At 55.4% G+C, this 12,706-nt stretch carries 8 protein-coding genes; 2 read left to right on the top strand and 6 right to left on the bottom strand.

Going from position 1 to position 12,706, the window contains the following annotated elements:
• Positions 1-39 precede the first annotated feature (39 nt).
• The 6 genes from D0C27_RS03580 to fmdA all read right to left on the bottom strand — a co-directional run bounded on the left by D0C27_RS03580 (position 40) and on the right by fmdA (position 9,238).
• Positions 40-3,165, bottom strand: coding sequence for a tetrathionate reductase subunit A (locus tag D0C27_RS03580; protein ID WP_137430433.1), 3,126 nt, complete (start codon positions 3,163-3,165; stop codon positions 40-42).
• Positions 3,166-3,202: 37 nt separating this feature from the next.
• A complete protein-coding gene (gene nrfD, locus D0C27_RS03575) occupies positions 3,203-4,234 on the bottom strand; it encodes an NrfD/PsrC family molybdoenzyme membrane anchor subunit (RefSeq protein ID WP_088452847.1) in 1,032 nt (343 codons plus the stop codon).
• A 9-nt stretch (positions 4,235-4,243) separates the two neighbouring features.
• A complete protein-coding gene (gene dsrO, locus D0C27_RS03570) occupies positions 4,244-5,002 on the bottom strand; it encodes a sulfate reduction electron transfer complex DsrMKJOP subunit DsrO (protein ID WP_035273177.1) in 759 nt (252 codons plus the stop codon).
• A 209-nt stretch (positions 5,003-5,211) separates the two neighbouring features.
• Positions 5,212-7,452: a TonB-dependent siderophore receptor gene (locus D0C27_RS03565; RefSeq protein WP_060185044.1), complete on the bottom strand. Its 2,241-nt coding sequence runs from the start codon at positions 7,450-7,452 to the stop codon at positions 5,212-5,214.
• A gap of 241 nt (positions 7,453-7,693) precedes the next feature.
• Entirely contained in the window at positions 7,694-7,981 is a 288-nt protein-coding gene (locus D0C27_RS03560; RefSeq protein WP_009453884.1) for an FmdB family zinc ribbon protein, read from the bottom strand.
• A 57-nt stretch (positions 7,982-8,038) separates the two neighbouring features.
• Positions 8,039-9,238, bottom strand: coding sequence for a formamidase (fmdA, locus tag D0C27_RS03555; RefSeq protein WP_137430432.1), 1,200 nt, complete (start codon positions 9,236-9,238; stop codon positions 8,039-8,041).
• Between the two features lie 453 nt (positions 9,239-9,691).
• Between fmdA and D0C27_RS03550 the strand changes: the two genes are divergently transcribed.
• Positions 9,692-11,068: an 8-oxoguanine deaminase gene (locus D0C27_RS03550; protein WP_137430431.1), complete on the top strand. Its 1,377-nt coding sequence runs from the start codon at positions 9,692-9,694 to the stop codon at positions 11,066-11,068.
• A 55-nt stretch (positions 11,069-11,123) separates the two neighbouring features.
• Positions 11,124-12,656, top strand: a complete 1,533-nt coding sequence (locus D0C27_RS03545; protein WP_035273173.1) for a nucleobase:cation symporter-2 family protein — start codon at positions 11,124-11,126, stop codon at positions 12,654-12,656.
• Positions 12,657-12,706 lie beyond the last annotated feature (50 nt).

The raw sequence follows: 12,706 nt of genomic DNA, 5'->3' as shown, positions 1-12,706 counted from the left end.
CTTATCGTTGAACAATGGTTTGATGGAGGTGTGTTTCTTTTAAGCCGACAGCTTCTCCACTCTTGCTGGCAGGCCCTGTCGCACGGCCGCGCCAGAAACCCAGTCAATCCAGACGTTGTCCTGGCCATCGCCACGGGTTGGATCAGCAAAACCCAATTCGTTCAGGTTCACACCTGCAGCCAGATCGTTCAGGTGAGGCATGGCCTCACCATCAATCTGGTGCGAACGCGCACCCAGTTCGGTATGCCCAAAACCGTGTTCGATTGCAATGGCCCCGCGCATAATACCGCCACGCACCAAAGCAACACCTTCAACCGCACCACCTGGTGTGCTGACACGAATACGATCGCCGTTACGGATGCCCATGTTCTTCGCATCATCCAGATTCAAGGAAATCGGATTGTGCGGGTGGACCTGGCGCAGGCGGGACATCCCGATGGACATGGAGCTCATCAAATTGGATTTGTAGGAGCTCATCAGCAATGGCCACTCTTGTTCCGAGAAATGCTCGCGCATTGGGCTGCCGTCAGCCAAACGAGTGGGGTACCAAGTAGGGCAACCGCTAAGACGTTCACCCGTCATGGTGTGACGCATCTTGGCCAGGTCTTCATTCCATATCTGCAAAGCATTGCTGTAGCGATTTTTCAGCTGATTTCCTTTCCAGGCGTTTTCGATTCGGTCGAATCGGCCACCGCGTGTCAACAACATCGCCACTTTGCGCTGCTCTTCAGGATGCAAACGCGCTTGAAGATCAGGAAAAAGTCGATCCACACCGGTGATGCGCATATCGTCGTCGGATGCGTCGCCAACCGGGCGGCCAGCACCAAAGGCAATATTAGCCATGCCCCGCAGATAGAAATCCTCGGCGCGCAGCAAGTCGTGGGCATTGCCTGCCTTGTCTTTCAGAACGCCTTTACCAAAACCTGGCAATCCCAAACGCAAAGCTACTGCAAACAGGAAACTTTCCAGGTTGATAGGCTGACCGTCAGCCGTGCGATCCACTCGTGGCTCGACCACAGGCCAGCGCAGGGTCGAGGACTTGGCGATCACGTCAGCCCAAGGTGCCGAAACCCCCCAGCTTTCGTAAGTCACCGTGTCTGGCACGATGTAGTCTGCGTAGGCATTGGTTTCGTTGATAAAGGGATTAACCGAAATCGACAAGGGCAGAACCGCAGGGTCTTTCAGTTTGTGCAGCAAGGCATTTTTAAAGCCAGCAATCGCATAGACCGGGTTGCTCATGTGGTTGATCCACACTTTGCTGGTGTATGGATAGCCATTCAGGCCCGATGCAATCATTTCACTGCTCAAGGCACCTACAGCGGGGTACCAAGGAGCAGGAGCGGGGTACAACGCTTCACCATTTGCTTGGCGGCGCTTGAATTCGCTGGATTTTTCGTAAGCGAAGCGATGTCGCGACAAAGACACGCCTTTAGCCGCCACTTTTCCGGGGAATTGAGCAAAGTTGTAGCGTGGGCCGGGGCCAAAAGGACCAAATGGGCCCGCATCCAGCACCAAACCGCCTTTCAGGTTCAGGTTACCCACCAAGGTATTCAACATGGCAATGGCATAAGCCGTGTAGAAACCGGAACCGTTCATGGTGCCGCCGTGTGCGTCAGCCACGGCTTGGCGACCGTAGCTGGTAAATTCACGGGCCAGTTCGATCAGGGTTTCTTCGTCCATGCCGCAGCCTTTGGCGTATTCGGCAATGGATTTTTCCTGACTGCGCTCACGCAGCATGTTCAGCGCAGTACAGACGCGTACATCCTTGCCTTCCAGCTCAACGGTACGGTCGACAAATAGCGTCGCGTGATCCAGATCGGTATGGGCGCGCAGTTCGCCTTGTTCGTCCTGAACGATAAAGGGCGATTCAGTGCCTTCAGCCACCTCCCAACCCAAGTCTGTACCGCGCAAATAGCGGCCAAAACCTGGATGCTCAGGATCCGCAATCAACAAATGGCTGGCGTTCGTCCAGGAAGCGGTATTTTCGTCCTGCTCCGCAGGCGCATGGGGCAGGGACAAGTGTTCTGCATCAAAACGCTCTTGTTCCAGAATCCAGCGCAACATGCCCATGACCAGGGACAAGTCAGTGCCGGGCAGAACAGGCTGCCAGCGGTTGCCACTACCCGAGGCCAGGCTGGACGACGTTGGCAAGATCGGGGAAACAACCACGTACTTGAAGGTGTTTTCAGGACGTGAACGGGCTTCTGCCAGCTCACGGCCTTGACGCTGGAAGGGATTACCGGATTGAGCCGGTGCTGCACCAATAAACAGGCCAAAACGGGCGTTTTTCCAGTCAGGTTTGCCATGAGGCATACCTTTGATGTCACCCATGGCAGCGCCTGTACCGACACGGAAGCTTTGACCACAGTAAGAACCGTGGTTGCTGACGTTGATCGTGCCAAAAGCCTGCTCGGCAAAGCGTTTGACCAGTGGCGTACGGCCTTCGTTCGCGGCATCCGTGAACAACAACTGGTTGGCCAATGGACCGAATTCGGGGTTTTGCGGGTCAATCAGGGTTTCGTGATCCCAAATCGCACGCAAACCATCGACATGACCTTCTTTGAACAGATCGCCGCCTTCGCAGACCTCTTCAATCAATTGTTCAAAACTGATGCGCTCCCATTGGCCTGACCCACGGGGGCCGACGCGTTTCAACGGCGACAGAACCCGATAAGGGCTGCTGTGCTGTTCCAGCATGGAGGCACCGCGAGCACAGGCGCTGGCACGGCCTTCCAAGCCGTTTTCACCACCCAGCATGGCGTAAACCTCGCGTACGGGCTGCTCCATGGGAGCAGACTGCGTGGTTGCCAAAGGATGATACGGATTACCGGCGATACGCAGAATCTTGTTGTTCTCCGTATCAATACGTACGCGCACACCACACTGCGTCCAGCAGCCCAGGCAACTGGACGGGCTCACAATCTGGCCGGGCTGCGTATCCAGCAGACCCGTGATCGGATCAATACGGAATTCAGCCTGCAAGGAGTTGCCACGGGTTGCGTGTGCGGTTGGCACACCGGCTGTACCTTGGCCCAGACCTTGGACCGCCTTGACTACCGTGTCGCTGTAACCAGCCGCAAAGGCAGCCAGACCACCCACAGCAGCACCGCCGCGGGTCAATACCTGTCGACGCGACAGGTTAGGGGTTTCTTTTTTCTTGCTCATGACGATAAGTACCTGAAAGCTAGTGAGTCTGTAGGGCCTAAGCCGTCAAAGACGAACGGCGGGCCGGGAACAGAGAGAGCAGGGTGGTGCTGGCGGCGAGCAAGGCAATACACAAGCCCAGCACACCCAGCATCCCCAGCAGACCATCGCTGCCTAAGGGCATGGTGTAGAGGTACAAACCGGCGCCGTATTTGGGCACACCCTGTACCGCCATGAAAATAATCCAGCGAAACACCCAGGCCGAGCCGAGCATGAAAGCCGCACAGAACAAGCTATAAAGATTGCCTTGCAGGGTGCCGATTGGACGGCTGAGCATATACAGCAACAGCAAGCCAAACGCGGAAGAACCCAGGAAGCCCAAACGCCATACGGGGTAACTCTGGAACAGTTCCCAGGCCGAACCGAAAGAATGGCTGTAACCCATCAGACCGGAGCCGACCCAGAACAGGGCCACGACGATCAAGGTCAGAACCACCCCCAAAGACCAGCGGCGTACGTACTCCAGCGGCAGATTGGCCACACCACCGGGCAAGAAGCGAGCAACCAGCAAAATAGCGCCCAGACTGGCCAAAGCAGCTGTCAACGCGAAGTTGATGGGCAAGAACACGGTATTCCACAAGGGGCGTGAACGCAGCACCATGACTTCAAAACCGCTGTAAACCAGAATCGACAAGGCCGAAACCAGCAGAGCCAGGCTCAACCAGCGCCACAGGACACGTTTGTTCAACCACCAGGCCAGCACGTTAGCCATGGACAGGCCGACGAACAGGGGCAGCAGTACGGCACCCAGCGACATCCACGACCAGGGAGTGAAATGGGCGTAGAAATGCCAGAAGCGGCCGGGTTGGTGCAAGTCAGCCAGCAAGGACACAGGAGCGGCAATGCTGCTGCACAGAAGCACAATCATCAGCGCAGGCTCCAGACGACGCAAAGCGCTGTCGCTGGACCAGGCGCAACGCCACACCCAGACGGTGCTGGTGGCGGCCATACCGACCAGGAAAAAATATTGGACCGCCCAAGGTAACCAGGCAACTTCATAGGCGGGGGTCAGAATTTCGATAATAGACATAACGGCCCCTTAGAACTGATTGGTCAGACGCACACTGGCCTGCCCATCCACACCATCAACGAACTCATCGGGCAAACCGATGTAGAACACATGCGGGTTGGTATTCATGCCGGGCTTGAGTACACGGATTTCCTCTTTGTGCTCTTTAAGCAGCTGGGAAATCGTGCTGGTTTCATCGTTCATATCGCCAATGACGCGTGCGCCACCCACGCAGCTTTCCACGCAGGCGGGCAGCAGACCCACTTCCAGGCGGTGCTCGCAGAAGGTGCATTTATCGGCGGTCTGGGTTTCATGGTTAATGAAACGGGCATCGTAAGGGCAGGCTTGAACACAGTAAGCACAGCCAACACATCGTTCGTTGTCGACCAGCACCACCCCGTCTTCGCGCTGGAACGTCGCCTGCACAGGACAGACCGGCACACAGGGCGGGTTGTCGCAGTGGTTACAGAGGCGTGGCAGGCTCAGCATGGCCGCCTGCTGCTGTTCATCGAGCACCTCGTATTGCAGAACCGTGGTACGGAACTGCCCGATAGGGGGTGCATTTTCAATAGAACAGCTGACCGTACAGGCTTGGCAACCGATACATTTTCTTAGATCAACCACCATGCCGTAGCGGGCCCCATCTTTCCCACCGCTACGTCGTGGAGGCTGGCTGTTCATGGCAGCTTGAACAGGTTGAATAGGAATAATCGTGGCCCCGGCACTAAGGCCCAGCAATTCCTTAAGAAAACGTCGCTTGCCCTTTTTGGGCTCGGCGCTTGGAATCATGTGTTTTCCTTTTCTATGCTTGGGTTGAACCCATTTACATTATTTGTAGTTATAAGCATATGAAGAATACAAAGTTCCGGTCTTGATGAAGGTCAAAAAGAACATTTAAAGGTTGAAATGTTGACGCTCGGCTGTATTTTTCAGGCACAAAAAAAAACCCCTCCAGGAAAGGGAGGGGCGCTATATACCTGAGTTGTGGATAAAACCGCTTAGAACGTTCCGCTTAAGCCCAGGAAGAAAGTGCGACCGGGTTGGTTGAACGTCCGAGCTCCGGCGCCGTAAATATAGTTGGCGTTAGTCAGGTTCACACCGATCGCATTACCGCGACGGAACAGGCGTTTGTCAAAGAGGTTGTCAACTCCTGCATTGATGCGGAAATGCTTGTTGATCTTGTACTGCGTGCTCAAGCCAAACAAGGCGTAAGGGGAGACCTTGTCGGTAGCAGAACCTGTCAGAGGCTGACCGTAGAAATCATATTTAGGCGGTTTCTGCTCGCCATAGAAGGTTGCTTTGGCGCGTAAAGACCAATCGGCGTTCACGTCCCAGTCCAGCGTTGTGTTGATGGTGTACTTGGGAATCGTCGATAGCGCTTCACCTGTGGTCTTGTTTTTGGACTCGATCATGTAGGTAAAATTGGTTGACCAAAGCCAGTTCTCGGCTAATGGCAATGTCAGGTTACCTTCCAGGCCTGATACCACGGCTTTGGGAATGTTCTCCCATTGCAGGATCAATTGATCTTTGTTCATTGCCGGGAAGCTCGACAGCGCAAAGCGGCCCGCTTCAACTTTGTTGCGGTAATCATTGTGGAAGTAAGTCAGGCTAGCTCCCAAACCATCATCACCCACATACTCAACCCCAAGCTCTTTATTAAGGCTGGTTTCTGCTTTCAGGTTCGAATTACCCTGGAGAAAACACCCAGGCTCGTTATTACCACCTGTATTACCCCAACACCCATTGCCCGCACTGTACAAAGTGTAGCCATCGTTACTTTGATATAAGTTGGGGGCTTTGTAAGCACGTGCGATACCCGCCTTGAACAACCAGTTATCAGTCACTGCATGTGACAAATTCAAGGATGGGCTCCAATTACTACCATGTATATCGTGGTAGTCAAAACGCAGCCCTGGTGTAACAGTTGTCTTGTCTGTGGCATAAATATTGTCCTCGACAAAGACCGAATAAATATTCGCGCGTGCCTTGGGTTTGTAAGCTCTGGGACTGCCCGGAATCCTGTCTGGATTGCGTGCAGCCAGCTCAGAGGACTTATCGTTCAACTCCTGTCCGACCCACTCCAAACCAAATGTGGCGTACTGCTCGATACTTCCTGTTTTGAACTGATGGCTCAATTCGGTATGCGCCGTCATCGTGGTCAGGTCAATAGTCCCAAAACCACCATCTTTCACGCGCAGAGGATCATTGAAAGCGCCTTCAGTGCCACCAGCCAGACCTTCCAAAATACGGTAGTTACGCGTCTTTTCGTATTGGAAATAACTCAGTGTATTCGTCTTATCATTCCAGTCACCACGATGCGTCAGCGAATAGCTTTGGCGATACATCTTGTTGGTCTCGTCACCCAGCTGACGTTTCACCTCGTCATTGGTATTCGTGTTTTGGGTATCACCCGTATAAATATTGCCTTGGCGGCTATAGGAAGCCTCCAGATCCACCGTTTGACGGCTATCTGGACGCCAGGACAGCAAACCATTGATGTCCTTGTTACGTACGCCTTCACGTCCAGCAGGCAAGCTGTTCGCATTGGCACCACCACGCTCGGTCTGGTGTCCTTTATTGATCTCCGGATCGTCCGAATCCGTCTTGTTCAGGTTTCCGTACAAACGGAAGGACAAAGATTCGCTGATCGGGCCGCTCAAGCCAAAGCTCATGCGTCGCGTGGCGCCTTCATCGCTATGTTCGGGCAAGTTGCCATACAAGGAGTAGGTGCCCTGGAATTTGTCTGTCGTAGGCTTGGTGATGATGTTGACCACACCGCCCGCAGCCCCGTTGCCGTAGCGAGCGGCCGCCGGGCCGCGCAGCACTTCCACTCGTTCGATCTGCTCGGCAGGCACCCAGTTGGTATCCCCACGCGAATCGCGTTCGCCACGCCAGCCGAAACGCACAGCAGAACGTGAACTGACGGGTTTGCCGTCAATCAGAATCATGGTGTTTTCCGGGCCCATGCCGCGAATGTCGATCTGGCGATTATTACCGCGCTGGCCGCTGGCCGAGTTACCCGTCAGGTTCACGCCCGGCATGGTGCGCAGAACTTCGGAGATATCGTTGGCGGGAGGGGACTTCTGGATGTCTTCGGCGGTAATGATGGAAGAGCCCAAGGTCTGCTTGAGCTCCTGCTCGGCCTTGACCACGATGCGGTCCAGCTCCTCGACCTCTTGCGCTTGCGTCTGATAGGGAAAGGCCAACAATAAAGCCACTGCCAGACTGCTTAAAGGCATAAAAGATACGCCGCTAGGCACCTGGCGCTTAGCGGCGAGAGACGAGGACACCGACATAATGAACACCCAGTAATAATGAGATTGATTCTTGATTATAAACAGAATGTTTCATGTTACCGAGCGTGAATCTCGTAAAACCAACACATCCGTCTGGGCAAATTCAGCCAGAACTACGCCCGCCGACGTTAAAGTTGCGGCCTGTCAAGGCTGACAGCTTGCGCTGCAAAGGGGCTGATTGTATTTAGGCGCAAACGCTGCAGCCAGGGCCCATACAGGTATGGATGACAGAATTCCGGGTGCTGGAACGAGTGCCGGGCCCGGTCACATTATTGCCCGCCAAAGCTTGTTGAGGAGTCAGACCGCGCGTTGGGCTGGCTTTGCTGAACAGGCGTCGTGGTGCGCTCAGTTGCAGCAAGAGGCTGCCTTTTTCACAAGCAGGGCAGGTCTGGGGATCGTTGCGGGTGGCAATGCTGCGCAAATGGCTGCTGCGTTGCAGGCAATGATTACAAAGATAGTCGTACAAAGGCATGGCAAATCCGAGTAAAGCAAGCCCTGACTCCGAGACGAAGCCAGGGCCAGAGACTGATCAGGTCAAGTTACAGCGTGTGCCTGGACGGCCAAAACGGGCCGCGTCATTCAAGGCACCTTTAGGCAGGATATCGGTATCAAAAATACCGGTAGGCAAGGCCAGAGAAGCGGAGCTGTTAGGCAGATCCACCACGCCGCCGTAACGGCCCTCAACCGGCGCCGCTGTCAGCAGCATGTAGGCCTGCGCACGCGACAGGTCTGTCGTGCGGCTGATGTAATCGATCGCAGCCAAACAGGCCTGACGGTATGCAATCGTAGAATCCAGGTAATAGTTGACGCCTTCTTCCACGCTGATACCGGTGAAGTGCATCCACTGATCGTACTTGGGATCATGACGGCCTGGAACATAGATAGGCGCGGTCAGATTGTATTTGGCCATGCCACCTTTGATCAGATCAAAGCCAAGGTGGGCTGCGCCGTCCATTTCAATGGCACCACAGAAAGAGATTTCGCCATCGCCCTGGGAGAAGTGCAAGTCGCCCATGGACAGGCCAGCACCCTTCACATAGACGGGGAAGTAAATCCGCGAGCCAATGGTCAGGTTCTTGATGTCCAGGTTGCCGCCATGCTCACGTGGAGGCACGGTACGGGCAGCTTCAGCCGCCATGCGGTCAAACTCGGCCCCTTTAACGCCGCGCAATACAGCGGTTTTGGCATCGGGCGGGTTGGCGTGGCCCTTGGGCACCAGCAGGGCTTCACGGCGGTTCCACTCGCGCAGCAGTTCGTGCGAGGGCAGGGTGCCGATCAGGCCGGGGTGCATCATGGCCGCAATGCGTACGCCAGGGATGTGACGCGAGGTGGCGTAAACACCATGCAGGTCCCAGATGGCCTTGTCGGCTTCGGGAAAATGCTCGGCCAAAAAGCCACCGCCATTTTCCTTGGCAAAAATGCCGGAGAAACCGACAGGAGTAATGGCGCGAATGTCCAGCAGATCCACCACCAGAATATCGCCTGGCTCAGCACCCTCTACGTGGATGGGGCCCGTCAGTGGGTGAGCGCGGGTCAGGTCAACGTCGCGTACGTCGTTGGCGCTGTCCGTGTTCTTGATCTGGGCGTCCAGAAAGTCCATGCACTCCAGAATCATTTCCTCGCCAGGCTTCACGCTGGTCAGGTCTGGAATATCAGGGTGCCATCGGTTGTGCCCGATTTCAGCTTGCTCGGCCAGGGGTGCGCCGGGTTTGATTTTTATATGCTGCATGTGTTCTCCGAATAATGTGTGCGAGGTCAGCACAACGGCGCTTTTAATGCGCTTGGCGACACAATTAACACGACTGAACAGGCACGGTCAAAATGTGTGGATATGCGGGTTTATATGTTTTTTTATGCCAATAAATAAATTCCTAAGCGAGTCAATGATTTAGGCTTTAAGTGATTAAAGGACAATAGTCCCAGGTTTTTGTCCAGAGGATAAATCCTGATTTTGAGCAAATTTTTTATGTCCCGGAATACCGTAAAAAAACGGGCTGCTCTCTATACGACAAACCTTATAGAAGGCATAAGAGTTCATGAATGCCCTAGCAGGACTCAAGGCTTGGAGCGAAAAAGGGTACCGCTAAGGCCAGGCTCCAAATAACCCTTATCACAGCAGGTATATAGGTCGGCTAGTCGAACTGACAACAATAAAAAGCAATAAAACGCAGGAGACACAATAATGACTAGCCGTTCCCCGATCCTGTGGATTTGCAATCCACTGGCCTGTTCAGATGCACAAGCTGCCGGTGGCGTACTGGTGCAAGATAGCCGCATTATCGAAAAAGTGGCCGCCGGTCAGCAGCCCAAGCAGGCTTACGACCAAAGCTGGGATGCCTCCCGGCACGTTTTGCTGCCCGGTTTGGTGAATACGCATCATCACTTTTACCAAACCCTGACACGGGCCTATACCCCAGCACTGAACAAACCCTTGTTCCCCTGGCTGACCACCTTGTATGACGTGTGGGCCGGGCTGGACGACGAACAAATGCAGGTGGCCAGCGAGCTGGCCATGGTGGAACTGTTGCAGTCGGGCTGTACGACGGTGGCCGATCACCACTATGTGTTTTCGGGCGCCTTGCAACATGCCATTGATTGCCAGGCTGAAACCGCTCAACGCCTGGGTGTACGCGCCGCATTGACCCGTGGTTCCATGAGTGTGGGTCGGGATCAGGGAGGCTTGCCCCCGCAAAACGTCGTACAGGACGAGCAAACCATTCTGGACGACAGCCTGCGCCTGATTCGTCAATATCACCAACGCGAGGATGGGGCGATGATCACGCTGGCCCTGGCTCCGTGTTCGCCTTTCTCTGTCAGCCGCGAGTTGATGAGCGAAAGCGCCAAGCTGGCCGAACGCGAGGACGTACGCCTGCATACGCATCTGGCTGAAACAGACGACGAAACTGCCTACTGCGAGCGCCTCTTTGGTATGCGTCCACTGGACTATCTGGATCAGCAGGGCTGGTTAAGCAATCGCACCTGGCTGGCACACGGCATTCACTTCAACGACGAAGAAATCCAGCGTCTGGGCCGGGCAGGCACAGGTATTGCCCATTGTCCCTCGTCCAATATGGTCTTGGGCAGCGGCCTGTGCCGCACCATCGAGCTGGAAGCCGCTGGTGCACCCGTGGGGCTGGCCGTAGATGGCTCGGCCTCCAATGATCACTCCAATCTGGCTCAAGAGATGCGACAGGCACTCTTGCTGGGCCGGCTGCGCTACGAGCCGGGCCAGGTTACCCATCAAGCCGTTATCCGTTGGGCGACTCAAGGCTCGGCCCGTTGTTTGGGTCGCGAGGACATTGGTGGCCTGAACGTCGGGCAGCAGGCCGATCTGGCCTTGTTCACCCTGGATGAATTGCGCTTTTCCGGCGCTGAGAACCCCTTGGCGGCCTTGCTGCTCTGCGGCGCAGACCGGGCCGACCGCGTGATGGTCGCCGGCCAGTGGCGCGTGATTGACGGCCAACCCTGCGGCATTGATTTGCAAGACCTGATGCAACGCCATCAAGCCGCTGCGCTTCGTTTGCGCGACAAGGTGCTGGATACCGTAGCGACAGCTTGAGTTCGGTAGTGACAGGGCCTCTAGAGCCCTGCCTATTTATTTTCGGAGACAAACAATGACAACACCTACAAGGGCGACGGGTGCAGCGACTGCGCAGCGCCCCGAAGACGAGAATCTGGGCCTGGGCGCGAATCTTGCCTACGGTTTTCAACACGTATTGACCATGTATGGCGGCATTATTGCCGTACCCCTGATCATTGGCGAGGCCGCTGGCCTGCCTGCCAATGAAACCGGCTTGCTGATTACCGCCTGCTTGTTCATGGGCGGCCTGGCGACCTTGCTGCAAACGCTGGGCGTGCCGTTTTTTGGCTGCCGTCTGCCGCTGGTTCAAGGGGTATCATTTTCTGGCGTAGCCACCATGATCGCCATTTTGGGTACGGGCGGCGGTTTGCCAGCGGTATTCGGCGCAGTCATTGTCGCGTCCCTGCTTGGGCTGCTGATTACGCCGGTCTTTTCACGGGTGATCCGGTTCTTCCCGCCTTTAGTCACGGGCTGCGTGATTACGACTATTGGTCTGACCTTGATGCCAGTGGCCGCATTCTGGGCCATGGGCGGTAATCCTTCCGCACCGGACTTTGGCAGCGTAGGTAATATTTCCCTGGCCGCCATGACCTTGCTGATCGTGCTCTTGCTCAGCAAGCTGGGCAGCGCCACGATCTCCCGCCTGTCTATCTTGCTGGCTATTATTATCGGCACCGTCATTGCCGTCGCCATGGGCCATGCAGATTTCTCTGCCGTCAGCGAAGGCGAGGTCTTTGCCTTGCCCAGCCTGTTCCACTTTGGCATGCCCACTTTCCAGACTGCCGCGATTATCTCCATGTTCATTGTGATCATCGTGACGCTGGTGGAAACTTCGGCCGACATTCTGGCCGTGGGCGACATTATCGAAACCAAAGTGGATGCTCGTCGTCTGGGTGATGGCCTGCGTGCCGATATGCTCTCCAGCCTGATCGCCCCTGTATTTGGCTCTTTCACACAAAGTGCCTTTGCCCAGAACGTCGGTCTGGTGGCGGTCACCGGCGTGAAAAGCCGTTACGTCGTAGCCTTTGGTGGCCTGATTCTGATCGCACTGGGCTTGCTGCCCATCATGGGCCGTCTGGTTGCCGCTGTCCCACCCGCGGTACTGGGTGGCGCGGGTATGGTCCTGTTTGGCACCGTCGCGGCCAGCGGTATCCGTACGCTGGCCAAGGTGAACTACGAAAACAATATGAACCTGATCATCGTCGCCACCGCTATCGGCGCCGGCATGATTCCTATCGTGGCTCCCAAGTTCTACGAGCACTTCCCAACCTGGTTTGCGACGATTTTCCACTCCGGCATCAGCTCGGCAGCCCTGGTGGCGATTGTGCTGAACCTGCTGTTCAACCATTTCACCTTGGGCAATCCGGATCAGCCCTCTGTGTTTGCTGCGGGTGGAGGCCGCTATCTGCGGGTCTCGGACGTGGCCAATCTGAACGAAGGGGACTATGTTGAAAACGGCAAGGTCATGGACAAGGACGGCAAGGAGATCCCGATTATTGCTGATGAGCACCCCGCACCGGAACAGTCCCCTGTGCTGCACACGAAACCGAGTTTAAGCAGTACCTGAACAAGTAGAAACACTGCTAAAAGAACATAAGATCGTACCTTTGGCCGCCT

The organism is Alcaligenes faecalis (assembly GCF_005311025.1).
GTDB classification, from domain to species: Bacteria; Pseudomonadota; Gammaproteobacteria; order Burkholderiales; family Burkholderiaceae_B; genus Alcaligenes; species Alcaligenes phenolicus.
The sequence above is the reverse complement of the archived record's forward strand: the minus strand, read 5'-3'. Positions and strand labels throughout refer to the sequence as shown.

Coding starts and splice junctions, on each gene's coding strand:
- D0C27_RS03580 (WP_137430433.1), bottom strand. CDS start 3,165: ATGAGCAAGAAAAAAGAAACCCCTAACCTGTCGCGTCGACAGGTATTG.
- nrfD (WP_088452847.1), bottom strand. CDS start 4,234: ATGTCTATTATCGAAATTCTGACCCCCGCCTATGAAGTTGCCTGGTTA.
- dsrO (WP_035273177.1), bottom strand. CDS start 5,002: ATGATTCCAAGCGCCGAGCCCAAAAAGGGCAAGCGACGTTTTCTTAAG.
- D0C27_RS03565 (WP_060185044.1), bottom strand. CDS start 7,452: ATGCCTTTAAGCAGTCTGGCAGTGGCTTTATTGTTGGCCTTTCCCTAT.
- D0C27_RS03560 (WP_009453884.1), bottom strand. CDS start 7,981: ATGCCTTTGTACGACTATCTTTGTAATCATTGCCTGCAACGCAGCAGC.
- fmdA (WP_137430432.1), bottom strand. CDS start 9,238: ATGCAGCATATAAAAATCAAACCCGGCGCACCCCTGGCCGAGCAAGCT.
- D0C27_RS03550 (WP_137430431.1), top strand. CDS start 9,692: ATGACTAGCCGTTCCCCGATCCTGTGGATTTGCAATCCACTGGCCTGT.
- D0C27_RS03545 (WP_035273173.1), top strand. CDS start 11,124: ATGACAACACCTACAAGGGCGACGGGTGCAGCGACTGCGCAGCGCCCC.